21 protein-coding genes are annotated in these 22,276 nt (G+C 73.4%); 7 read left to right on the forward strand and 14 right to left on the reverse strand.

The window, feature by feature from the left end:
* Positions 1 to 42 precede the first annotated feature (42 nt).
* Positions 43 to 1,632 (reverse strand): type VII secretion integral membrane protein EccD, encoded by a 1,590-nt coding sequence (gene eccD, locus ACA361_RS37635; protein WP_375019901.1) that lies wholly within the window; start codon positions 1,630 to 1,632, stop codon positions 43 to 45.
* A 222-nt stretch (positions 1,633 to 1,854) separates the two neighbouring features.
* Here eccD and eccCa point away from each other — a divergent pair, with 222 nt between their 5' ends.
* Entirely contained in the window at positions 1,855 to 5,817 is a 3,963-nt protein-coding gene (eccCa, locus tag ACA361_RS37640) for a type VII secretion protein EccCa (RefSeq protein ID WP_375019950.1), read from the forward strand.
* A gap of 87 nt (positions 5,818 to 5,904) precedes the next feature.
* On the opposite strand, the gene ACA361_RS37645 is transcribed toward eccCa, so the two are convergent.
* From ACA361_RS37645 to ACA361_RS37655, 3 genes are all read right to left on the reverse strand, one after another.
* Positions 5,905 to 6,375, reverse strand: a complete 471-nt coding sequence (locus ACA361_RS37645; protein ID WP_375019902.1) for a hypothetical protein — start codon at positions 6,373 to 6,375, stop codon at positions 5,905 to 5,907.
* Positions 6,376 to 6,529: 154 nt separating this feature from the next.
* Entirely contained in the window at positions 6,530 to 9,403 is a 2,874-nt protein-coding gene (locus tag ACA361_RS37650) for an AAA family ATPase (RefSeq protein WP_375019903.1), read from the reverse strand.
* 186 nt (positions 9,404 to 9,589) lie between these two features.
* Entirely contained in the window at positions 9,590 to 10,273 is a 684-nt protein-coding gene (locus tag ACA361_RS37655) for a TetR/AcrR family transcriptional regulator (protein ID WP_375019904.1), read from the reverse strand.
* A gap of 98 nt (positions 10,274 to 10,371) precedes the next feature.
* Here ACA361_RS37655 and ACA361_RS37660 point away from each other — a divergent pair, with 98 nt between their 5' ends.
* On the forward strand, positions 10,372 to 10,893 hold the full coding sequence (locus ACA361_RS37660) for a hypothetical protein (protein WP_375019905.1): 522 nt from the start codon (positions 10,372 to 10,374) through the stop codon (positions 10,891 to 10,893).
* A 20-nt stretch (positions 10,894 to 10,913) separates the two neighbouring features.
* On the opposite strand, the gene ACA361_RS37665 is transcribed toward ACA361_RS37660, so the two are convergent.
* From ACA361_RS37665 to ACA361_RS37675, 3 genes are all read right to left on the reverse strand, one after another.
* Positions 10,914 to 11,894 carry an alpha/beta fold hydrolase gene (locus ACA361_RS37665; protein ID WP_375019906.1) on the reverse strand — a complete coding sequence of 327 codons (981 nt, stop codon included), beginning with the start codon at positions 11,892 to 11,894 and terminating at the stop codon, positions 10,914 to 10,916.
* Positions 11,895 to 12,127: 233 nt separating this feature from the next.
* Positions 12,128 to 12,925 (reverse strand): aminotransferase class IV family protein, encoded by a 798-nt coding sequence (locus ACA361_RS37670; protein ID WP_375019907.1) that lies wholly within the window; start codon positions 12,923 to 12,925, stop codon positions 12,128 to 12,130.
* A 31-nt stretch (positions 12,926 to 12,956) separates the two neighbouring features.
* Positions 12,957 to 13,430 (reverse strand): hypothetical protein, encoded by a 474-nt coding sequence (locus ACA361_RS37675; RefSeq protein WP_375019908.1) that lies wholly within the window; start codon positions 13,428 to 13,430, stop codon positions 12,957 to 12,959.
* 117 nt (positions 13,431 to 13,547) lie between these two features.
* On the opposite strand from ACA361_RS37675, the gene ACA361_RS37680 reads away from it, so the two are divergent.
* Positions 13,548 to 14,450, forward strand: a complete 903-nt coding sequence (locus ACA361_RS37680; protein ID WP_375019909.1) for a LysR family transcriptional regulator — start codon at positions 13,548 to 13,550, stop codon at positions 14,448 to 14,450.
* A gap of 196 nt (positions 14,451 to 14,646) precedes the next feature.
* Here the strand turns inward: ACA361_RS37680 and ACA361_RS37685 are convergent, their stop codons facing one another.
* From ACA361_RS37685 to ACA361_RS37705, 5 genes are all read right to left on the reverse strand, one after another.
* Positions 14,647 to 15,513 (reverse strand): hypothetical protein, encoded by an 867-nt coding sequence (locus ACA361_RS37685; RefSeq protein WP_375019910.1) that lies wholly within the window; start codon positions 15,511 to 15,513, stop codon positions 14,647 to 14,649.
* 50 nt (positions 15,514 to 15,563) lie between these two features.
* Positions 15,564 to 16,007, reverse strand: coding sequence for a DUF397 domain-containing protein (locus ACA361_RS37690; protein WP_375019911.1), 444 nt, complete (start codon positions 16,005 to 16,007; stop codon positions 15,564 to 15,566).
* A gap of 180 nt (positions 16,008 to 16,187) precedes the next feature.
* Positions 16,188 to 16,478, reverse strand: a complete 291-nt coding sequence (locus ACA361_RS37695; RefSeq protein WP_375019912.1) for a DUF397 domain-containing protein — start codon at positions 16,476 to 16,478, stop codon at positions 16,188 to 16,190.
* Positions 16,479 to 16,671: 193 nt separating this feature from the next.
* Positions 16,672 to 16,866: a DUF397 domain-containing protein gene (locus ACA361_RS37700; RefSeq protein ID WP_375019913.1), complete on the reverse strand. Its 195-nt coding sequence runs from the start codon at positions 16,864 to 16,866 to the stop codon at positions 16,672 to 16,674.
* Positions 16,857 to 17,738, reverse strand: coding sequence for a helix-turn-helix domain-containing protein (locus ACA361_RS37705; protein ID WP_375019914.1), 882 nt, complete (start codon positions 17,736 to 17,738; stop codon positions 16,857 to 16,859). Before ACA361_RS37705 ends, ACA361_RS37700 begins: the two co-directional genes overlap by 10 nt.
* Before the next feature lie 63 nt (positions 17,739 to 17,801).
* On the opposite strand from ACA361_RS37705, the gene ACA361_RS37710 reads away from it, so the two are divergent.
* On the forward strand, positions 17,802 to 18,191 hold the full coding sequence (locus tag ACA361_RS37710; RefSeq protein WP_375019915.1) for an ATP-binding protein: 390 nt from the start codon (positions 17,802 to 17,804) through the stop codon (positions 18,189 to 18,191).
* A gap of 167 nt (positions 18,192 to 18,358) precedes the next feature.
* Here the strand turns inward: ACA361_RS37710 and ACA361_RS37715 are convergent, their stop codons facing one another.
* Complete coding sequence (locus tag ACA361_RS37715) at positions 18,359 to 19,090, reverse strand: GNAT family N-acetyltransferase (RefSeq protein WP_375019916.1); 732 nt, start codon at positions 19,088 to 19,090, stop codon at positions 18,359 to 18,361.
* 184 nt (positions 19,091 to 19,274) lie between these two features.
* Between ACA361_RS37715 and ACA361_RS37720 the strand changes: the two genes are divergently transcribed.
* A complete protein-coding gene (locus ACA361_RS37720) occupies positions 19,275 to 19,715 on the forward strand; it encodes an Hsp20/alpha crystallin family protein (protein WP_375019917.1) in 441 nt (146 codons plus the stop codon).
* A 58-nt stretch (positions 19,716 to 19,773) separates the two neighbouring features.
* A complete protein-coding gene (locus ACA361_RS37725) occupies positions 19,774 to 20,100 on the forward strand; it encodes a MerR family transcriptional regulator (RefSeq protein ID WP_375019918.1) in 327 nt (108 codons plus the stop codon).
* A 7-nt stretch (positions 20,101 to 20,107) separates the two neighbouring features.
* Here ACA361_RS37725 and ACA361_RS37730 read toward each other — a convergent pair whose 3' ends face one another.
* Positions 20,108 to 21,055, reverse strand: a complete 948-nt coding sequence (locus ACA361_RS37730; RefSeq protein WP_375019919.1) for a helix-turn-helix transcriptional regulator — start codon at positions 21,053 to 21,055, stop codon at positions 20,108 to 20,110.
* A 62-nt stretch (positions 21,056 to 21,117) separates the two neighbouring features.
* Here ACA361_RS37730 and ACA361_RS37735 point away from each other — a divergent pair, with 62 nt between their 5' ends.
* Positions 21,118 to 22,272, forward strand: coding sequence for an epoxide hydrolase family protein (locus ACA361_RS37735; RefSeq protein WP_375019920.1), 1,155 nt, complete (start codon positions 21,118 to 21,120; stop codon positions 22,270 to 22,272).
* Positions 22,273 to 22,276 lie beyond the last annotated feature (4 nt).

Genomic DNA, 22,276 nt, shown 5'->3' on the forward strand with positions numbered 1-22,276 from the left:
GACACGCCACGAGTCAACGCGGCGCGGCGCGGCGGCCGCGGGCTAGAACGACAGGTCGCGGACGCGGTCGAAGAGGCCCATGGACGCGGCGGCGGCGACCGCCATCGCCACGATCGCCAGCGTCTCGGTCCAGTCGAGGACGCGGCGGAGCCGGGCGCGCGGCACCGGCGGCAGCGGTACGGCGCTCAGCCCGCACACGATGACCGCGGCGGCCAGGGCGAGCGCCGGCGTCCAGCCGGCCAGCCGGTCCTGCTCCGCGGCCGCCGCCACGGCGACCGCGCCCAGCCCCGCGGCCCCCGGCACCCGCACGCTCAGCACGTGCGCCACCCGGTCGAACATCCGCGAGCGCAGCACCAGCGCCGCCGCCGCGACGGCCGCCAGCACCTGGTCGCGGGGCCCGCCGGCCGCCAGGACCAGGAGCGTGAGCACCGCGCCCGTCCCCAGGCCCGCCAGCGCCCCGATGAGCAGGTCCTCGGTCGTGCGCAGCCGCTCGTCGACCTGCCCGGCCGGGATCCGGCCGTGCTCGCGCGCCCGCTGGTCGGCGCCCGCGAGACCGCCGAGCGTCATCGCGGCGCGGGGCAGCGCGCCCACCGCGAGCACCAGGAGGACCGCCGTCACCCGTACGCCCTGCGCGGGCGCGCCGATCAGCGCGCCGGTCGACAGCACGCCCGCCGCGCCGACCAGGACCGCCGTCCCGCTCACGAACGGCAGCGCCGCCGGCAGCCGCGCCCACGCCAGGCCCGCCGCCGCCAGCGCCCCGGTCGCGGCGAGCGCCCCGAGCGCGGCCGGTACGGGCGCCGCGCCGGCCAGGGCGGTACCGGCCAGCGCCGCCGCCAGCCCGCCCCACAGGCAGCCCGCGCCGGCCATGATCCGGCCCAGGACCGGCCGGTCGCCGCACGTCCAGGCGGCGGCCACCGCGGCGAGCGCCGCGGCCAGCGCGCAGGCGGCCCGGCCGGCGGCCGTGCCGGCGGGCAGGTCCCACGCGGTGGCCCACCCGGCGGCCGCGGCGGCCGCGAGCGGGCCCGCGGCGGCCATGACCAGCGCGAACGCCAGCGTCGTGCGGGGCCCCCAGAGCGGGACCGAGCCGTCCACATGGTCCTCGACCGCGCCCCGGACGTCCTCCACCTCGGCGGGCCGGACGCGGACCGAGCGCGGGTGCAGCATCAGCACCTCGCCGTCCGCCACCCCGGCGGCCTCCAGCGACTCCGCCGCCGCGACCGGCCGCCCGTCCAGCCGCGCCAGCCGCCACGCGGCGGGGTCCGCGCCGTCCCGGTCCGGGACGCAGATCTCCATCAGCCGCGGCAGCAGCACCGCCACCGGCACGCCGCCCGGCAGCACCAGATCCGCCCGCCGCCGCGGCCCGGCCACCGTCACCCGGCAGTACCCGTCCGCCGCCGCCTCACCACTCTCCGCCTGCCCGCTGCCCGCCTGCGCGTCGTACGCCCTCGCGCTCTCCGGCGCGTGCCCGCCGTGCGCGTGCCCGCCGTGCGCGTGCCCGCCGTGCCCCTGCGTGCCGTACCCCTGTGTGCCGTACCCCTGCGTGCCGTGGCCCTGTGCGTTGTACGCCTGCGCGTCGTAGGCGTGTGGGCTGGTCGGCGCGTGACCGTTCAGGGCCGGTGCCGTGCCGTTCACCAGCGCCATCCTCGGGTCGTCACGCGCGGCTCACCTTCCGTTCTCCCGGCCGTCGTCCGGCGGCAGGAAGATCATCGTTCGGGCAGGAGACGAGCGCCAGCATGGCCCGCTCCGCTGAAGCGGGGCCGACCGGCGGGTGTACGGAAGGGGAACACGGTGGCCACGACCCCGGTACGGCGGCCCCCGCGGCGGCCGGTGCCCGACCCGGGCGGCGAGCGGCTGGTGCTGGCGGCGCCGCCGCAGCTGCCGGAGAACGCGCCGCTCGGCGGGATGAGCGCGATGATCATGATGCCGGTGGTGTCCGGGGCGGGCGGGCTGCTGATGACGCTGACGCTGGGCCGCCGCCCGCTGTTCGCCGCGGCCGGGCTGCTGTTCATGGTCGCCAGCGTGACGGTCGGCCTGGTGATGTTCCTGTCGCAGTACAACGGGCCGCGGCGGCGCGTCCGCGAGCAGCGCGAACGCTACCTGGACTACCTCGACGGGCTGCGCGCCACGATCAGGGAGGTGGTGGCGGCGCAGCGCGCGGCGTCCGCCGTCCGGCACCCGCCGCCCGCGGCGCTGCCCGACCTGGCCCGGCTGCCGGGCCGCCGGTGGGAGCGGCGCGCGTCCGATCCCGACTTCCTGCGGCTGCGCGCCGGGACCGGCACCGTGCCGCTGGCCCGCCCGCTCAGCGCCCGCATCGACCGCGCCGACCCGCTCACCGTGTACGACCCGATCTGCCTGGACGCCGCCGAGCGCCTCGTCGCGCACTACGGCCGCGTCGCGGGCGAGCCGCTGGAGCTGCCGCTCGCCGACGCCGGAACGGTCTCGATCGTCGCGGACCGGGCGGCCGGCCGTGACCTGGCCCGCGCGCTCGCCGCCCAGCTCGCGGCGTCCACCTCGCCCGCCGACGCCGCGCTCGCCGTGGTCCGGGACGGGCGGCTGGCGGTGGAGTGGGACTGGCTGAAGTGGCTGCCGCACAACGCCGCGGACGGCCTGCTGGACGGCCCGCTGCCCGCCCGCCTGGTCGCGGCGAACACGCTGCAGATGGCGGAGCTGCTGGAGGCCGAGATCGAGGAGCGCACGGTCGCCTGGCAGCGGCGGCGCGGGCGCCCGCCGGGCCCGGGGACGCGGCGGCTGGTGGTCGTGGTGGACGGCGAGTACCAGTCGATCCTCACCGGGCTCGCGTCGGCGGCGCCCGTACCGTCCCTGGCGATGCTCGGCATGCACGTGATCGTGCTGGTGACGGACCGGCGGGAGGAGCCGGAGGCGGTCGAGGTCCGGGTGAGCGTCGGCGGCGACGGCGCCCTGACGATCGAGCGGCTGGTGCCCGTCCCGGATCCGGCCCGGGCCGGCACTCCCGACGCGCCCGCCCCGGCCGGCGCGGCCGCTCCCGAGCCGCTGCCGGAACCGGTCCACGGCACGGCCGACCGGGCGGACGGCGCGCTGCTCACCGAGCTGGCGCGGGAGCTGGCGCCGTTGCGCGCGTCCGCCGCGGACGCCGGCGACGCGCTGCACGCCACCGTCGGGCTGGCCGACATCCTCGGCGTCCGCGACCCGGCGGCGCTCGACACCGGCCGGACCTGGCGCCCGCGGCCCGGCGGCGACTTCCTGCGCGTCCCGGTCGGGGTCGGGCCGTCCGGGCAGCCGGTGCTGCTGGACCTGAAGGAGTCGGCGTTCGGCGGCATGGGGCCGCACGGGCTGGTGGTCGGCGCCACCGGCTCGGGCAAGTCGGAGATGCTGCGCACGCTGGTCGCCGCGCTGGCGATCGGCCATCCGCCGGACCGGCTGGCGCTGCTGCTGGTCGACTTCAAGGGCGGCGCCACGTTCGCGGACATGGACGCGCTGCCGCACTCCGCCGGCATGATCACCAACCTGGCCGGGGACGACGCCCTGGTCGAGCGGTTCCACGAGGCGCTGTACGGCGAGATGGCCCGCCGCCAGCAGCTCCTCAAGGACTGCGGCGCGCTGCCGAACGTGCACGCCTACGAGGAGCTGCGCGCGGCCGGCCGTACCGATCTGGAGCCGCTGCCGCACCTGCTGGTGATCATCGACGAGTTCTCCGAGCTGCTCACCGCGCATCCCGACTTCGCCGACCTGTTCGTCGCGGTGGGCCGGATCGGCCGGTCGATCGGGATCCATCTGCTGCTGGCCACGCAGCGGCTGGAGTCCGGGAAGATCCGCGGGCTGGAGTCGCACCTGTCGTACCGGATCGGGCTGCGCACGTTCTCCGAGGGCGAGAGCCGCGAGGCCATCGGCGTCCCGGACGCCTACCGGCTGCCGCCCGAGCCCGGGTCGGGCATCCTCAAGGTCGACACCTCGGTGTTCGAGCGCTTCAAGGCGGCGATGGTGTCCGGCCCGTACTCGCCGCCGCGCGGCGCGGAACGGGCCGCGCTCCCGGTACTGCCGCTCCTTCCCGGCAACGGCCTGGGCGCCCTGCTCGCCGCCGGTGATCCGGACGGCGCCGCGTCCCCCGTGCCCGCCGCCCCGGCCGGCCGGAGCGTCCTGAAGGTCCTCGTGGACCGGATGGCTCAGGCGGGCGCGCCGCCCGTGCGGCCGGTGTGGGTGCCGCCGCTGCCGGACGCGCTGCCGCTGGACGAGGTCCTCGGCGAGCCTTCCGACGATCCCGAGGAGCTGGTCGGCGTGCTCGGCCTGACGGACCTGCCGCGCGAGCAGCGGCAGGAGCCGGCGCGCTGGGACTTCGCGGGCGGCGACGGCAACGTGATGGTGCTCGGCGGCCCGCAGACCGGCAAGTCGGTGCTGCTGCGCACGCTGGTCGCGAGCCTGGCGCTGCGCTACCCGCCGGGCCGCGTCGCCGTCTACTGCCTCGACTACGGCGGCGGCGCCCTGACCCCGCTGGAGCGGCTGCCGCACGTGGCGACGGTCGCGACCCGTTCCGATCCCGAACGGGTGGAGCGGGTCCTCACCGACCTCGCGGGCCTGCTGGACGAGCGGGAGCGGCTGATGCGCCGCCACCGGCTCGACTCCCCCGCCGCGCTGCGCCGCGCCCGCGCGAGCGGCCGGGTGCCCGAGTCGGTGTACGGCGACGTCTTCCTGCTCATCGACGGCCTGGCGGCGGCCCGCGAGGCGTTCGAGGACCTGGACGAGCGGCTGGCCGGGCTGGTGACCCGCGGTCCCGCGCTGGGCCTGCACACCGTCGTGACGGCGGGCGCGACGTCGCAGGTGCGGTCCAAGACGCAGTCGGCGTTCGGCGGCCGGATCGAGCTGCGGCTGACCGACCCGTACGACTCCGCGATCGGCCGCCGGGCCGCCGAGAAGCTGCCGCGCGACCGGCCGGGCCGGATCCTGCTGCCGGGCGAGCGGGTCGGGCAGGTCGCGCTGCCCCGGATCGACGGCGGCACCGGGCTGGACGATCTCGCGACGGCCGAGCGGGCGCTGATCGACGAGGCGGTCGCGCGCTGGTCCGGCCCGTCGGTCGCGTCCGTGCGGGTGCTGCCCGAGCACGTGGACCTGGCCGAGCTGCCGGCCGCCGCGCCCGCGGACCCGGTCACCTCGCTGCTCGTCGGCGTGAGCGACCGCGACCTCGGCCCCGCCCGGCTCGACCTGCTCGCCGATCCGCACCTGGTCGTGTACGGGGACCCGCGCACCGGCAAGTCCGCGCTGCTCCGCACGCTGCTGCGGCAGATCGCCGCGGCGCCGTACGAGGGCGTCGGCATCGTGCTGATCGATCCGCGGCGCAGCCATCTGGGGCTGATCGAGACCCCGCACCAGCTGGCGTACTGCACCGAGCGCAACCACGCCGGGCAGATCCTCACCGAGGTCGCGGAGCAGATCCGCAAGCGGCTGCCGGGGCCGGACGTCACGCCGCGCCAGCTGCGCGAGCGGTCCTGGTGGAAGGGGCTGGAGATGTTCGTGGTGGCCGACGACCTCGACCTGGTCACCGCGGGCGGCGCGAACCCGCTCGCGCCGCTGCTGGAGTTCCTGCCGCAGGGCGCCGACCTGGGGCTGCACCTGATCGTCGCGCGGCGTACCGGCGGGGCGGCGCGGGCGCTGTACGAGCCGGTGCTGCAGGCGCTGACCGAGATGTCGTCGCCCGGGGTGCTGTTCTCCGGCGACCGGATGGAGGGCCGGCTGGCCAACGGCGCCGCGTCCCGGCGGCTCCCGGAGGGCCGGGCGCTGCTGGCGCGCCGCGGCGTGCCGCCCGAGCAGGTCCAGGTCGCCTGGACCGACCCCGTCGCGGGATGAGAAGCGGGGCCGGGGGCGAGCCCCGGCCCCGCGAGCGGGGGGCGGCGTTCAGTGTCGGTGAACGTCCAGTCGTTCAGTCGTTCAGGATCAGTGGAAGTTGAAGGTCGCGGAGTCGACCGTCGCGGTGCCCGGGCAGAGGAAGCCGCCCGAGGTCTTGTTGGCCGTGTACGGGCCGCCGGTGTAGGTGCGGGTCGTCCCGTCGCGGTTGATCGAGACGTTCGTGACGGTGTAGCCGCAGTTCATGCCGAGGAACGAGCCGGTCACGGTGATCGACGGCGAGGTGGCGGTGCCGGCCGCGTCGTTGAACGTGACCGTCGGCGACTGGCTGATGGCGACGGTCACGCCGCCGTCGCAGGTCGCGCTGATCGTGGTGTGGTCCACCGTCAGGGTGTTGGGCGGCGTGTCGCTGGTCGTGGCGTTGGTCCAGGAGCAGTTCGTGCCCATCGCGGACACGGAGCCGTCGACCAGTCCGGGAGCGGCGGCGTGGGCCGGGGCGGCCGCGAGGCCGGCGGCGGCGACGAGCGCGGCGAGTCCTGCGAGCATGCTGGCGGGTCTCATGCGGGGGGTCCTTCCTCCTCCAGCGCGGCGGTCCTTCCGCCGCCGTCCGACGCGGCCACCGGTCTCGGGGAGCCGGGGTGGAGGCCGGTTTCCGGCCGGTCGAACGTGAATCTCCCTCATAGTCACCGGATCGCCGGGCCGATGCCCCGTCCGTTCAGGACAGGTTTAGTCGGCGCCCGCAGCGGGCGCAGTGGCACACGTGCCCGCCCGCGTCGGGGGCGCCGGACTCCAGCGCGTCGCGCAGCCGCCGCCTGCTGGTCACCCCGAGCTTCCGCATCGCGTTGGCCAGGTGGTACTTCACCGTCCGGTCCGAAAGGCAGAGCTCGGCGGCGATGTCCGGGTTCGTGTGGCCCGCGGCGGCGAGGTCCGCGATCTCCCGTTCCCGCGGGGACAGCCGGTCGCCGTACCCGCGCCGCCCCCTGCGGTGCGGGACGGGCAGCCCCGCCTCCCGCATCAGCCGCTTCACCCGGTCGGCGTCCCACGCCAGGCCGAGGCCGGTGAACGTGCTCCACGCGTGGCGCAGCGGCTCGGCGTCCGGCTCCCACCCCGCCGCCAGCCGCGCCCGCTCCCGGGCGGCGCTCGCGTGCGCCGCCATCCGGGGATCGGGCAGCGCCGCGTACGCGCCGCGCGCCCGGCCGTACCCCGCCGCCGCCCGCGCCGGGTCGCCGTCCCGCTCGCAGATCCGCGCCTCGGCGAACGCGAGCGCGGCCCGCGCGAGCGGCACGTCCCGTCCCTCAAGGGCGGCGCGGTAGCGCGGCAGCACCGCGCGCACCGCCTCCGGCGGCGCGAACGGGAGCAGCGGCGCCGCCCAGCCCCAGATCCCCTTGCGGGCCACCGCGTCCAGGACCTCGCGGGCGAGCGCGCACGCCGCGTTCCGCTGCCCGTCCGCCAGCGCCACCCGGTTGAAGTCGGCGGCGGCGTGCGCCGCGACGGCCAGCTCGCCGGTGCGCAGCGCGTCGCGCGCGACCTCGCGCAGCTCGCGGCGCGCCTCATCCAGGCGCCCCTGCCCGGTACGGATCTGCGCCGCCAGCAGCCGGGACGCGGGCGCCGTCCCGCCCGGTCCGCCCGCCTCCTTGGCACTGATCTCGCCCATCGCCCAGCGGGCGCGCGCCGCCGTCACCCGCAGCCGGGGGGCGTACGCGCCGTTCGCGCCCAGCCGCCGGGCGCGTTCGGCCAGCTCCAGGCCGCGCGCGTAATGCCCGGCGTGCAGCGCCGCGTCGGCGATCTCCGCCAGCCCGCGGACGAGCCGCACGGTCGCCTCCGGGTTCTCGCCGCGCGCGGGGAGCGCGCCGACGGCCGCCCGCGCCCCGGGATCGCCGATCGCCACCAGCAGGTGCGCGGCCGTCGCCGCCACCACCACCCGCGCCACCGGGTCCACGGTCGGTTCCGCCGCCGCCCGCGCCCGCTCCAGCGACGCCCGCTGCGCGCGCAGGCCGCGTCCCGGCAGCCGGTCCGGGGTCGCCAGCAGCGCGTGCGCGACGGCCGCGAGGTCGTCCCGCGCCCCCACGTCCGCGACCGCGTCCGCGAGCCCGTCCGGCACCTCCCCGGCCTCCAGCGCGAGCCACGCCAGCAGCAGCCGCAACTCCCCGCGCTGAACGGCCGACCCGCCGCCTCCTTTGAGCACGGCGATCAGCAACGACCGCGTTCCCGCGCCGCTTTCCCCCGCCGACTCACCGGCGGCCGCGTCGGCGACTCGCACCGCCGCGGCTGATTCATCGTCGGCGCGGGCCAGGGTGGCGCGGGCGAGCTTGACGGCCAGTTCGGTGCGGCGCTCGCGGGGGACGGCGCCCGACCGGATGAGTTCGCGCAGGTAGGCGCAGGCCGTGCCGAACGAGCCGCCGGCCGCGGCGAGCGCGGCGGCCGCCTCCGCGCTGGCCGCCCACCCCCGCAGGTCGCCGGCCTGCCGGTGGTGGTCCACGGCCCGGACGACCATGCCCCGGCAGGTCAGCTCGCGGGCGGCGGTCCGGTGCAGCTCGCGCCGCCGGTAGCCGGGAACGGACGCGTAGACGGCGATCCGGGCGAGCTCGTGGCGGAACCGCACGATGCCGCCGTCCGCGTCCCGGAGCAGCCCGCGGCGGATCGCCTCGGCGAGGGCCGCGCCGGTCGCGCGCTCATCCGTCCCGGCGACCCTGGCCACCAGCTCCGGCGCGGCCGGTTCGGCGAGGACGGCCGCCGCCTCCAATACGGCGTCGCCGCCGGGCGGGAGGCCGCGGGCCCGGTCGACGATCTCCGCGGCGATCGCCCGCGGCGCGACCGGCGGCGGCTCGCCGGTCAGCGACCACGCGCCGTCCGCGGGGCGGAGCAGGCCGAGGTCGCGCAGCAGCCGCGCGTCCTCCCGGACGGCCCGCGGCACGCCGCCGCTGCGCTCGTACAGCCGTTCCGCGACCTCGCGGGGCATCGCCGCCGCCTCGCCGAGGACCGCCGCCGCCATCCGTCCCGCGGCGGCGACCGACAGCGGCTCCAGATGGAGGCGCACGGCCGGCGGCCCGGCCCCGGCGGGGCCGGGCGTCCGGGTGAGGACGACCGACAGCTCGGGCGGCGGGCGCGTTCCGATCATGCGGAGCAGCTCGACGGTGGCCTCGTCCGCCCACTGGAGGTCCTCCAGCGCCAGGACGGCCGGTCCGAGCTTGCCGAGCAGTTCGGCGGCGGCGCGGACGAGGCGGTGCCGGAGCAGCCGCGGATCGCCGAGCGACGGCGGGGGCGGCGGCAGGATCGCGGCCAGGTCGGGCAGCACGGTGCGCAGCACCCCGGTGAGCGCGCTCAGCCGCCGGGCGGGCGGGCGGCCGACGCCGGCGAGCGCCTCGATCACCGGCCCGAGCGGGCACGGCACCGCGGCGGGGACGGCGTGCCCGGTCAGCAGGTGGCGGGCGCCGAGGGCCTTGTCGGCGAGCGCCTCGCGTACCAGCCGGGTCTTCCCGGCACCCGGCTCCCCCTCGACCACCACCATCACCGGCGGGCGGGCGAGCGCCGCCACCAGCGACCCGAGATCGCGGTCACGCTCGGTCAGCGGCGGATCCTGAGGCGGCATGACGGGGGACCTCCTGCCACTCGCCGGGATTTTCACACGGCGGGGGCGGGCTGCCTAGGCACCCGCGGCGCCACTGTGACTCATTGCCGTCACCGCTCGCCGCCCGAGAGCGATACTTGACGCAGCCGGTTAGCAGCACCTGACAATCGGCGGCGGCCCTCCGCTCCTACGGCGACAAGTCCCGCGTCACGTCTTGACAGTGGGAAGGCGGGCTTCGAGGCCGTCCAGGATGGCGTGGAGCCCGAATTCGAAGCTGCCGTCCGGTGCCCCGGCGTAGTCGGCCGCCTCGGGCCGTTCGACGCGGGCGCGGAGCCGGGGGAACCGCATCGCGACCTCGCCCGCCTGCTCCATCGTCTTCTGGAACGCCTCCTCCGCGTTCCCGCCGGCACGGCTGAACCGCCTGGTCAGCGACGCCATGGCCGATTCGCCGAGGGCGTTCCCGAGCACGAACGTGAAGACGGTCGCCGCGGCCCGGTCCGCCTGCGCGCCGGTGAACCCGGCCGCCTCGTACACCGCGAGGCTGCGGTCGTCGAAGCGCGCCTTGCCCGGCCCGTGGAACAGGTGCGAGCCGAACGCCTGAACGAGCCACGGGTGCCCGGTCATCATCGCGTGCAGTCCGGTGGCCAGCGCGGCGGCCGCCGCCCGCCAGCCGACCGCGTCGAGGTCGGGCAGCGCGATCTCGTCCCACACCCGGTCGCCGGCGAGGACGACCAGGTCGTCCTTGTTCTTCACGTGCCAGTAGACCGCCGTCGCGGCGGAGTCGAGGCGCCTGCCCAGGCTCCGCATGTTGAGGCCCTCCAGGCCCTCGGCGTCCAGCAGTTCGACGGCGGCCTGGACGATCTGGTCCCGGGTCAGCGTGTCTCGCGGCATGCGTCCACGATAGGGCTCCGGCGAAGCACTTGCACATCGTTCAAGTGTCGGGCTACCGTTCACTTGAACAGTGTTCAAGTCGCTTTGAAGGAGACACCGTGACCACCATCGCCGCCGCCATGCAGCTGCTCATCGCCGTGGCCTTCGTGACCATCCCCCTCGTCCGCCACCGGTACGGGCCCGCCGCGCAGGCCGCCGCGGAACGGGAACTGGAGCGCCAGGGCGTCCCCGCCCGGGTGCTGGCCGAGAACCGGCTCAGGTTCGACGCCGGCGGCCACGAGACCGCGGCACCCGCCACCGTCGCGCTGATCATGATCGTCCTGGCGGCGCTGAACCTGGCCGGGCACCACTGGGGCGAGATCCTGTCCTGGACGTTCATGCCGCTCGTGCTCATCGGCAACGGCGTCATCCTGTACAGCCAGCTGACCGCCACGAGATCCGTCCAGGCCGCGTTCGCCAGGAAGAACGACCCGATGCTGGCGCGCGTGGACGTGCCCGCCTTCCTCAAGGCGTCCGAGGAGGGCTTCCCCCGCTGGGTGTTCCCGATCCTGCAGAACGCCCGCCACACCGCCGTCTTCGGCGGCGCGGCCATCGCCCTGCTCGCGACCGCTCTGGCCTGACCCGCCGCCGGGCGGCGGGCTTACGCGGAGATGCCGGCGAGGAAGTCGAGCATCGCGGCGTTGACCTCGTCCGCCGCCTCCATCTGGATGAAATGCCCCGCCCCTTCGAGGACGCGCACGGTGCGCAGCCCCGGGACGAGTTCCCGCATCGCCTCCAGGGAACCGGCGCCCATGATCTCGTGCACGGGATCTCGGTCGCCCACGAGGAACAGCGTCGGCACGGTGACGGGCTCGTCCGGGCGGGCCTGCTTCTCCCGCCACACGAGGTCGTTCGCGCGGTACCAGTTGAGCCCGCCCGTGAAGCCCGTCCGGCGGAACTCGGTCACGTAGTACGCGAACTCCTCCTCCGACAGCCACGGCCAGGGCAGCGGTGGCGCCTCCGGGAGGACGTCCAGGTAGCCGTTGCCCTCACTCGGGTGCTTCCACGTGTCGAGGTACCGGTAGCCGCCGCTCAACGCCCAGAAGACGTTCGCCAGGAACCGTTCCGGAGCACCGCCCAGCTCCTCGTCCGCCGGCCCGACCTCCTGGAAGTAGTGCATGTGGGTGAAGTGGTGCTCCGCCAGCCGGGCGAACCCCTCGCTCGGCGGCCGCTTCGACACCGGAACGCGCGGGACGCTCAGCTGCATCAGCGCCTTCACCCGTCCGGGCGCCCACTGCGGCAGGTCCCAGACGAGCGAGGCCCCGAAGTCGTGCCCCGCGAACACGGCCTCCTCGATGCCGAGCGCGTCGAGGATCCCGACGAGGTCGGCGACCGTGCGCTCCCGGCCGTACTCCCGCGCCGACTCCGGCCGGTCGCTGCGCCCGTACCCGCGCATGTCCGGCGCGACGGCCCGGTAACCGGCCGCCGCCAGCGCCGGGAACTGGTGGCGCCAGCTGTACCAGAGCCCCGGGAAGCCGTGGCACATGACCACGGGGATCCCTTCGCCCTGCTCGGCCACGTGCAGGCGGGTCCCGCCCGCATCGACCATGTGGTGACGGATCTCGCCGGCTGCCTCACTCATGCGAACGGCCTTCCCTGCGACTCGCGGGCCCCGCCGATCCCACCATCCCCGGGAACGCGCCCGCCGCCCCCTCCCACTCAACGGGACATGACCGGCCCTCACCCGGCGCGCGGCCCGCCGGATCTCGGCCGCGACGAGACCCGGCTCGGTGAGGACCGACACGTGACCGGAGTGCCGCACCAGCACGTGCCAACCGTGCCGTCATCTTCACGGCGACCTGAGCTGCGGCCGCGTCAGGGCGCGGTGAGCGGCTCCGAACGGTAGGCGCGGTGGAGCAGGTCCAGGAAGGACGGCGCTTCGGGCAACGACCGGTCGCCGATGGCGCGTACCGCGATGCCCGGCGTCCATGAGTTCATGACCACGGCACCGGACAGCGCGGGCAGGTCGGCGACGGTGATCTCCTGCTCGCGCTGGGGAACGCCGAGCGCGTCCAGCCGGCGGCGGAGGATGCCCATCGTGGTCCCGCCCAGCATGCCCGCCACCGGCCACACCACCGCGGTGCCGTCCCAGAAGGCCAGGTTCCAGATCGTCGCCTCGCTGAGCCGTCCCCGCCGGTCGGCGAAGGCGGCGTCATCGAACCCCTGCCCGACCGCCCGGCGCAGGAAGTAGGTCTTGGCGACCTCGCCGACATGCTTCACCTCGGGGAGCACGCGCTCGTGCTCGACCACCGCCAGGCGCAGCGGGCCCGCCGGGCCGGACGCGGCCGGCGCGGTGCGCACCAGCACCTCGGGTTCGGCGTCGGCGGCGGTGAACTCGCCCACCGGCGAGAAGACGGTCGCCGTCAGCGACAGGTCGTCCGGCCCCTCCTCCAGTGCCGCCCGCAGGAGGGCCCGTACGCGCTCGTCCGGCAACGCCCGCCCGAACATCTCCTTGGAGGCGTTCCGCAGACGTTCCAGGTGCAGGTCCAGGCCGCGCACCCGGCCGCCGCGCACCTGCATGGCGGTGAAGTGGGCGTAGCCGGCGAAGCTGAGCGGCGCCAGCTCGCCGGCGGTCGCCGGCCGGCCGTCGCGGTGAACGACGAAAGAGGGCATGAGTGACTCCAATGCGTTGACAGGGATGAGATCAAGATCGTCCGCGCCTGCCCGACGCGGGAACGATGCCGTGGTCGCGCTGGGCGACCAGGTTGTGGAGGTCGGCGGCCGCGATCGCGCGCAGGGTCGGCAGCACGGCCGCGGCCTGCTCGGGCGTGGACACGTGCAGCGGCCACCGGCCGACCGTGCCGCCCTGCAGATGCGGTTGCCGGAACCCGGCGCCGTAGAACGCGTGCAGCCGTACGGCGCCGATGCCGGCCAGCCGCTGCTCGGGCCAGGACAGTTCCCAGAGCGCTTCCAACCCCCGTTCGGCGGTACGGCGCGTACCGGAGGCGGTGAGCCGGCCGGTGCCCAGGAGCAGCGGGCCGTTCAACTCCTCGAGCGCCTGCCGCGCGAACGGGTCCAGGAGCGGCACCGCCCGCAGGAAGAGGACGTCCTCGGCGGCCCTGTCGCGCGGATCGGCGTAGTGCCGCAGCAGCGCCGCGGCATGGGCGGGGACGCTCATGACCGCTCCTCCCTCGAATTTGGACATGTCCAGAGTCGCTGGCCGACAATGTCCGAAACAAGAACGATCTCGCGCAGGACCGGTGAGCCAGGCTCACCGATGAAGAGAAGGGGCGCCGTGGAACGCCATGAGATCGAAGCGTTCCTGACACTGGCCGAGGAACTGCACTTCCGGCGCACCGCCGACCGCCTCGGGCTGGCCCAGGGCCGGGTCAGCCAGATCATCAAGAAGCTGGAGCGCCGGATCGGGGCGCCGCTGTTCGACCGCACCAGCCGCCGCGTCGCGCTCACCCCGATCGGGCGGCAGCTCCGCGACGGCCTGCTGCCCGCCCACCGGCAGATCCAGTCGGCGATCGGCCAGGCGCGCACCGCCGCGCGCGGCTTCGCCGGCCCGATCCGGGTGGGTTTCTCCGCCTCCTGGTCGGGCGAGGCCGTCATCGCGGCCGCGGACCTCTTCCAGGCCCGCCACCCCGACGCCGAGGTGCACATCAGGGAGGTGCAGCTCAACGACCCGCTCGGCCCCTTGCGCGCTGACGAGATCGATCTGCAGCTCACCGAGTTCCCGATCCGCGAGCCCGACATCACCGCCGGGCCCGTGGTGTTCAGCGAGCCGCGCGGGCTCATGGTCCCCGCGCGGCACCCGCTCGCCGGCCGTCCCTCGGTGTCGGTCGAGGACCTCGCCGACACCACGCTGATCCCCATGACGGGCGAAGCCATCCCGCAGTACTGGCTGGACGCCGTCTACCCCCGCCGCACCCCCGCCGGGCGCCCCATCCAGCACGGGCCCGGCGCCACCTACTGGCAGGAGGCGGTCACGCTCGTCGCCTCCGGCAAGGGCGTCTCACCCGCCTCGCTCCGCGCCGCGCACTACTACTCGCATCCGGGCGTGGCGATGGTCCCCTTCCATGACGCCCCGCCGATCGAGTACGGCCTGCTGTGGCCCACCGCCCGCGAGACCGCCCGCGTCCGCGCCTTCGCCGAACTGACCCTGCGCACCGCACGGACACGGAAAGAAGATTAGGTGAGCCTCAGCTAACTTGACGGAGGTAGCCGCCGTGGCCCTCGCCCAACGTCCCCTTCTTCGGCTGGACGGTAGGCGAGCAGAACCTCCCCACCCGCCCGCGCCGCCACTGGGTGAAGTCAGCCGTTCCAAAGGAACACGTCATGTTCTGCGGCTACTGGCGAGCAGCCACCAAACACCCCTGACGCCGCTCGCCTCAGTCGAAGATCTCGTCGGCCGACTCGGCATGCATGGCCCGACGGAACCAGGCACGCAGATGCCGTGCGTCCTGGCATTGCAGGATCCGATTCCGCACCTCGTCCGGCACCTCGATCTCCCGCTCGTCGAAGGCGTCAAGGATCGAGGTCCTCAACCCCTCTACACGCCCTTCGGCGCGTCCTTCGGCGACGTATTTGCGGGCGAAATCGCTCTGGTATTCGTATGTTCCGCTCTTCATGAGTTCCTCCCATGTGCGCCGGGCGGCCCCGTCGAGCCGCGCCAGCACGAAATCAGCGTACAGTCGCGCTCTGTCATCGTCGACGCCGGCGAAACTCGACATCGCCGCGGTCAGCACCCCCTTCGAGGACGGCCCGCTGCCGTGCGCCATCGCCGACAGCACCGCCAACTCAGGCGCCCGCTGCGCCTGCACGATGTCCTCCACGACCGGCACCGCCTCAGGACCGATCGCGAACGGCGTGAGCATCGAACGAGGCCCGCCCAGCTCGATCGGCGCCGCGCACCACGTCCCGACTCCGCTGGTAGGGCTGATCACCAGCAGCACGACCGGGCACTTCAGCCGGGCGCGCAGCGTGGTCACGTACACCGGCCAGCTCCACCGCTTGTCCGGGTCACGCCGCAACTGGACCTCGACCACGATCCCCAGCTTCCTGCTGTCCCCGGAGAGCACCACTACGGCGTCCGCACGGTACTCCGTGGGCGAGCAGTCGTTGAGATCGCCGGAATCCAGAGAAATCTCCCGGAATTCGGGCAAATCAATACCAGCCGAGCTTTCCAGCAACTCCACCGCCAATGCCGGACGATTCCGGAACAGCTCGATCAGGAAGTCATGAACCATGGACACCATGGGCCAGATTCTTGGCCACCACCTGACTCTTCCGCAGGCGATCGAACAGATTAGCGGCACCAAAATACCCGACAAATGCCATTAGATAGGAGACACCGGCAACGTAACGCGACAAGTCCGAGTGGACGCCACGCCCTTCGCCGCGATGGTACGAGGCAGGGCACGAAGCACGACCATCCCCCTGAGGGCGGTCGCCACAGCGACGAGTGGCACCTACGCAGTCCCCGCACCAGGCGGCACCGCGCTCTCGGCAACCTGGCCGGTCGGCCCCACGGATGCGCGCAGGACACGTACCAGGCCACTGCGGCAGCAGATGGGTGCACTGTCCGCACTCCTCCCGGCACCGCGATAAAACCGTCCCGTTCACCTGATGCCTGCGGGTCCTTGCTGTCGCGTACCGCCACCATGCCAGGCAGCCCCGCCAATTCGACACAGTTGCCGCCGTTGGAACTGCTGTAACTGCTCTTGCGCCACTTGGCACCAGTCAGGTCCATTGCTCCACTACACCTCCGACCGGTGCCGGAGTCACTGGCCTTGGCCACTCGTTGACTCGTGGCGCGTCACCTCTCACCAGGCCCGCTAGAGGCCAACACGCCACGACTCAACCCGCGATTTGGGAACGGTGGGGCCGAGCGGGCAGGGGCTGCGGGGGCAGACGGGGACGCGGGGACGGGTCAGGCGGTGGGGTGAGCCGCCGTTGCCTGGACGGCTGCACGCAGCACGGACGGCGTCACCAGCAGCACGGGACCGTTCGGGTCCTTGCTGTCGTGCACGCCGACGACGCCACCTGCACTTGCCAGCTCGACGCAGTCACCACCGTTCTCACCGCTCCGGCTTGCCCTACGCCAGGCGGTGTTGTCTTCCCGGACGGCCAGGAGGGCGGAAAGGTCTGCCACTTCGATGCAGTTCGCGATGATCGTCTCGCCGTGGCTGCTCTTGCGCCAGTTGGCTCCGGCCAGGTCCATCGCTCCAGTAAACCTACGGCCGGTGCACGGGTCACTGGTCTTGCCCGCTAGTACGCGTTGATTCGTGGGGTGTCGCCTCTCACCAGGCCCGCTGGAGACCAAGACGCCACGAGTCAACCCACGGATCGGGGACGGTCTGGACGGGCTCGGCAGGCGGGCGGCTGCTGAGTTGGGACGGGGGAGCGGGGACAGGTCAGGCAGAGGGGTAGGCCGCTATTTCCTGGATGGCCACACGCAGCACGGACGGCGACACCAGCAACACAGGGCCCTCAGGGTCCTTGCTGTCACGTACCGCCACCATGCCGGGGAGCCCGGCCAGTTCTACACAGTTGCCGCCGTTGGACGCACTACGGCTGCTCTTACGCCACTCGGCGTGGGTCAGGTCCATTTCTCTTGGACTACCTTTCCAATCAGTTCACACGACATCTGCTCAGAGAGTGCACGTGAACGAAGAACGATCAGGGTTCGCCCTAGAGCGGACAACTCCGCCGGGGCATCCGTAGTGATTGCTCGGATGGCTGTCTCGACATAAGCGACCTCACTGCGGTCCTCCATCGTGGCGACTACGAACGCGCCTGTATTGCCGTCGTGCTCGCCACTTGACAACACTACTTGAACCGTGACGTTGGGCAACTGGATCATTGCCAGAAGGTGCTCCAGCTGGCCCTTCATGGTCTCGGCTGTGCCGACGGGCCGATGAAGCGCCTGTTCATCGACCAGGATCGCCAACATCGGCGGAGCCGTCCCATCGTCCTTGGTGAGGATGGACTGACGCTTGAGCCGCGCGTCTGCCGCCTCCTGGTTGCCTTGCAGGATGGCCAGCGCGTACGCCGAGGTCTGAGCCAGACCGGGGATCAACGAGTGTTCCCAGCAGACCAGCACAGTTGCGTCCGCTTCGACCTGGGGCCAGTCGAACCAGATGGGGACGGGGTGGCCATCCTTGTTGAGGTCATCCCACAGGCTGATCAGGGAGCCCTCACCATCTAGGTGGGCGTCGACGATCTCCACGAACGATCGAGTGGCTCGCTTCTTGCCAGTCTTGATCTTGCTGACTTGTGCGCCACTGACGTTCGTTATCTGAGAGATGGTCTCCTGCTTCACACCTTTGGCATCGCGCAGTCGGCGCATCTGGCGACCGAATGCGATCAGTGCAGGGTTCTCCCGAGGATGCTGACGCCTGGGGGCATGACGCTTTCCTCTCGGTGGAACTTTCCGAGTTCGACCAGTGATCTTCCTGTGACTTCCACATCCGCTCGGCAACCAAATCCTAGCCCGAAAAGTGACTCAATGTGAGAGCAACACCACACAGAGCAAGGAGGGGCAGTGAGAGAAGAGTCCCAGAGCGAGATCGTGATCAAGCGGCGGCTGGAAGCGGTGGCCGAGGTACGGCGGTTCATCCGGCTCACGCTGGGGCGGTGGGGCATGGAGGACTACAACCCGTGCCTGGTGGCCAGTGAGTTGGTCACCAACGCCATCCGGTATGCCAGTACCGAGGACGATGAGGTGAGCGTGCGGCTCGGGCGGCTGGAGGACGGGGCGCTGTGGATGGAGGTGCAGGACTCCACCACCGAGATCCCGCGCATCGTGGACGCGGCACTCACCAGCGAGTCCGGTCGTGGGCTGTTCGTCGTCGAGCAGTTCACCCGCTACTGGGGCGTCCGGCCCTTGGCCGATCAGGCCGGCAAGGTCGTCTTCGCCGTCCTTGATCCGTGACGTGCGGCTGGTGCGTCGCTGGGACGCGGTTACCGGTGAGCCGTACGGCGATCTGCGGTTGATGGGGGACGTCGTCGCGGCGGTCTCGCTGCTCGGCGGGGACGCGCTCATCGCTACGGGTGTGCGCGGCGGCGCCGTCACGATCCGGCCTGTCGCCCCGGAGGGCCTCAGGGGGCGAGGCGGTAGTGGTAGGCGTGGTGGGGTTTGAAGCCGAGGCGGTCGTAGAGGGCTCGGGCGTTCGGGTTGTCGTTCTCTACCTGTAGGTAGAGGGCCTTGGTGCCGCGGTCGGCGGCGTGGGCGGACAGGGCGGCCGTGATGGCGGTGGCGAGACCGCGGCGGCGGTGGGCGGGGTGTACTTCGACGGCCGTTATGCCCGCCCATGTTTCGGAGCCTGCTACTCGGCCGATGGCGATGGCCTTTCCCTGGTGGACGATCTGGGCGAACGTCTGCCAGGGGGCGGAGGTGAGGAGGCGGGTGGCGATGGGGGGCAGGCCGTTGGGGGCGTAGAGGGAGAGCCAGGCGGCGTCGGGTTCGGGGGCGGTGTGGAGGTCGGCGGCCGGCGGGGCGGGGAGGTCGGCGGGGGTGGCGGTCATGACCGTCGCGGCGCCGGAGCGGATCGTCCAGCCGCGGGCGGCCAGGAGGCGGTCGAGGGGGCTGGCCTCGGGGCGTGCCGTCGGGTACGGGACGGCGATCATCGGGGGTAGGCCGCGGGCGGTGTACCAGGCGGTCACCGTGTCGACGGCTTGAGGGAGGGGCATGCCGGGCGAGCCGGTCGCCAGGGCGCTGTTGGCCCGGCCGGTGAAGCCCTCCGCGGCGCGGAGCGTCCAGTCGCCGAGGGGTTCTTCTTCCGGGGCGCGCCAGCCGAGCGCGGCCTCCTTCTCAAGGTCGTGGATCTCCATGGGTGGAAAGCCTGACAGACGGCCTCGGGCGGGACGGCGGCGGCCGGGTGGAGCGGTGAGGCCAAGACAGAGGTTGACAGGTGGCGGGGAGGGTTCTTATAAATTGAGTTGTAGGTTTCCTCTTGTACAGGGAGCAGGTAGCCCGGGCCGGGGGCGGCCCGGGGATCTTCGGAGGTGAGGCACGATGCTGCTGACGTCGATCGACCCGTTCGTGCAGGAGTTCGAGCGCCAGTTCGACCGGGCGCTCCGCCGGACCGCCGGGGAGACCGGCGGCGCCGGGATGCCCATGGACGGCATCCGCCGCGCCGACGACGTCGTCCTGCGGTTCGACCTGCCCGGCATCGACCCCGGCTCGATCGAGGTCACCGTCGACCGCGGCGTCCTGTCGGTGACCGCGCGCAGGGAAGAGGAGTTCGGCGAGGACGAGCGCGTGTTCGTCCGCGAGCGGGTGATGGGGACCTTCACCCGCCGGGTGTACCTGTCGGAGCACCTGGACGCCGAGGCGGTCGAGGCCGCGTACGACAACGGCGTCCTGGCCGTCCGCATCCCGGTCCTGGAGAAGGCCAGGCCGCGCAAGGTCGCCGTCCAGCGGACCGGCGAGGCGCCCAAGGCCATCCGCAACTGAACCGCAGGCGGGGGCGGCCGGCTTCGGCCGCCCCCGGAACGGCAGGAGGGGGACGGCTGTGAAGCTGCCCATGGACGACGAGCACGCGGCGCTGTTCACGGTGGGCCAGGTCGCCGACATGCTACAGGTCAGGCAGGCGTTCCTGCGCCGCATCGATGATCACCAGGTGGTGTCGCCGCAGCGCTCGCCGGGCGGGCAGCGCCGCTACAGCCGTCACGAGGTCGGCCGGATCCAGCAGGTCGTCACGATGATGGACGAGGGCATGACGCTGCCGGCCATCCGCCGCATCATCGAGTTGCAGCACGAGCTCGCCGAGCTCACCCGCGAGCGCGACGAGCTCGCCCGCCGCCTGGACGCACTCGGCGAGGGCGGCGGGCCGCGGTGACGGCCGTTCAGCCGATCGCGCGGGCGTAGCGGGCCGAGAGGGCGCGGAGGCGGTCGACGAGTTCGGGCGGGTCGGTGACGGTGAAGTCCTCGTTCAGGAGCCCGAGGTGGACGGCGAGGGTTTCGAGGGTGGCGGCGCCCGTGTGGAGGACGCAGGTGTCGGCGTCGACGGCCTCGACCGTTCCGACGGCCGGGTTGATGTGGGCGGTGACGCGGTCGGCGGGGGCGTGGACCACGACCCGCGCGGTGTGGCGCCAGGCGGCCGCGGAGACGCCGCGCATGACGCGGGTGACGACGTCCTCGGGCGGTTCGCGGGGGGTGAAGCGGGGGCCGGTCGGGACGCGCGGCGTCAGGCGGTCGACGCGGAACGTCCGCCAGTCGGCGCGCTGGACGTCCCAGGCGACGAGGTACCAGCGGCGGCCCCAGGAGACGAGGCGGTGCGGCTCGACCTCGCGGACGGTCTCGGTGCCGTCGTGGTTGCGGTAGTCGAAGCGGAGGCGTTCGTGGTCGCGGCAGGCGGCGGTGAGGGCGATCAGGGTGTCGGCGGCGACCTTGGGGCCGGGGCGGTCGGGCGGTACGGGGACGGTGTGGGTGTGCAGGGCGTTGACGCGGCGGCGGAGGCGCTCGGGGAGGACCTGTTCGAGCTTGGCGAGCGCGCGGAGGGACGTCTCCTCGACGCCGGAGACGCTGCTGGTACGGAGGCCGAGCGCGACCGCGACGGCTTCCTCGTCGTCCAGGAGGAGCGGCGGGAGGCGGGTGCCGGCGCCGAGGCGGTAGCCGCCGGCGGAGCCGCGGGTGGCGTGGACGGGGTAGCCGAGGGCGCGCAGGCGTTCGATGTCGTTGCGGACGGTGCGGGTGCTGACGTCGAGGCGGTCGGCCAGTTCGGAGCCGGGCCACTCGCGGGGCGTCTGGAGGAGGGAGAGGAGGCGGAGCAGGCGCGCCGAGGTTTCCAACATCCTTCGAGAATGCCAGAGCATTAGGAATGGACTCTGCCTAAAGGCGGCGTAGCGTTCCTCTCATGAAGAACAGCACCGAGATCAAGCCGTTCCGCATCGACGTCCCGCAGGCCGAGCTGGACGACCTCAGGGACCGGCTGGCCCGGACGCGCTGGGCCGACGAGCTGCCCGAGGCGGAGGTCACCGACGGCGTGCGGAAGGGGCCGGTCCAGCCGGGCTGGGAGTACGGTGTGCCGGGCTCGTTCGTCCGGGAGATGGTCGAGCGCTGGCGCGGCGAGTACGACTGGCGCGCGTGGGAAGCGAAGATCAACGCGTTCCCGCAGTTCACGACCGAGATCGACGGGCAGGTGATCCACTTCCTGCATGTGCGGTCCGAGGTGGAAGACGCCACGCCGCTGATCCTGACGCACGGCTGGCCCAACACGTTCGTCGAGTACCTCGACCTGATCGGGCCGCTGACCGACCCGGCCGCGCACGGCGGGGACGCGAGCGAGGCTTTCCACGTGGTGATCCCGTCGATCCCGGGGTTCGGGTTCTCGTCGCACACGCGGACCAAGGGCTGGAACGCGGCGCGGGTGGCGGACGCGTGGGCCGAGCTGATGAGCCGGCTCGGGTACGAGCGGTTCGGCGCGCACGGCAACGACGCCGGGGCGATCATCAGCCCGGAGCTGGGCCGGCGGCACGGCGACCGGGTGATCGGCGTGCACGTCAACCAGATCTTCTCGTTCCCGTCGGGCGACCCGGCCGAGTTCGAGGGCATGAGCCGGGAGGACATGGAGTACATGGGGTTCCTCCAGTCGTTCGTGGAGCACGCGATCCACGACCGGGCGCAGCAGGCGCAGCCGCAGACGCTCGCGCACGCGCTGGCCGACTCGCCGTCCGGGCAGCTCGCCTGGATCGCGCAGCTGCTGGCGTCGGTGGAGCCGGACGTCCTGCTGACCAACGCGAGCATCTACTGGTTCACGAACACGGCCGCGTCGTCGGCCCGGTTCTACTACGAGAACCACCACACCGAGTGGGGGGACGAGCCGACGACGTTCCCGATCGGGCTGGCGTCGTTCGCGTTCGACTTCCGGCCGCTGCGCCGGTTCGCCGAGCGGGACCACAAGAACATCGTGTCGTGGAGCGCGTTCGACCGGGGCGGCCACTGGGCCGCGCACGACGCCCCCGATCTGCTCGTCGGCGACCTCCGGCGGTTCTTCGGCCGCCTCGCCTGAGGCG

This window comes from Actinomadura sp. 21ATH (assembly GCF_041951345.1).
GTDB lineage: Bacteria > Actinomycetota > Actinomycetes > Streptosporangiales > Streptosporangiaceae > Spirillospora.

Excerpts from the sequence above, each read along its gene's own strand:
- ACA361_RS37665 (WP_375019906.1), bottom strand. The coding sequence starts at position 11,894 with ATGAGTGAGGCAGCCGGCGAGATCCGTCACCACATGGTCGATGCGGGC.
- ACA361_RS37685 (WP_375019910.1), bottom strand. The coding sequence starts at position 15,513 with ATGGTGTCCATGGTTCATGACTTCCTGATCGAGCTGTTCCGGAATCGT.
- ACA361_RS37650 (WP_375019903.1), bottom strand. The coding sequence starts at position 9,403 with ATGCCGCCTCAGGATCCGCCGCTGACCGAGCGTGACCGCGATCTCGGG.
- ACA361_RS37690 (WP_375019911.1), bottom strand. The coding sequence starts at position 16,007 with ATGGACCTGACTGGTGCCAAGTGGCGCAAGAGCAGTTACAGCAGTTCC.
- ACA361_RS37675 (WP_375019908.1), bottom strand. The coding sequence starts at position 13,430 with ATGAGCGTCCCCGCCCATGCCGCGGCGCTGCTGCGGCACTACGCCGAT.
- ACA361_RS37655 (WP_375019904.1), bottom strand. The coding sequence starts at position 10,273 with ATGCCGCGAGACACGCTGACCCGGGACCAGATCGTCCAGGCCGCCGTC.
- ACA361_RS37695 (WP_375019912.1), bottom strand. The coding sequence starts at position 16,478 with ATGGACCTGGCCGGAGCCAACTGGCGCAAGAGCAGCCACGGCGAGACG.
- ACA361_RS37720 (WP_375019917.1), top strand. The coding sequence starts at position 19,275 with ATGCTGCTGACGTCGATCGACCCGTTCGTGCAGGAGTTCGAGCGCCAG.
- ACA361_RS37645 (WP_375019902.1), bottom strand. The coding sequence starts at position 6,375 with ATGAGACCCGCCAGCATGCTCGCAGGACTCGCCGCGCTCGTCGCCGCC.
- ACA361_RS37670 (WP_375019907.1), bottom strand. The coding sequence starts at position 12,925 with ATGCCCTCTTTCGTCGTTCACCGCGACGGCCGGCCGGCGACCGCCGGC.
- ACA361_RS37700 (WP_375019913.1), bottom strand. The coding sequence starts at position 16,866 with ATGGACCTGACCCACGCCGAGTGGCGTAAGAGCAGCCGTAGTGCGTCC.
- ACA361_RS37730 (WP_375019919.1), bottom strand. The coding sequence starts at position 21,055 with ATGTTGGAAACCTCGGCGCGCCTGCTCCGCCTCCTCTCCCTCCTCCAG.
- ACA361_RS37715 (WP_375019916.1), bottom strand. The coding sequence starts at position 19,090 with ATGGAGATCCACGACCTTGAGAAGGAGGCCGCGCTCGGCTGGCGCGCC.
- ACA361_RS37735 (WP_375019920.1), top strand. The coding sequence starts at position 21,118 with ATGAAGAACAGCACCGAGATCAAGCCGTTCCGCATCGACGTCCCGCAG.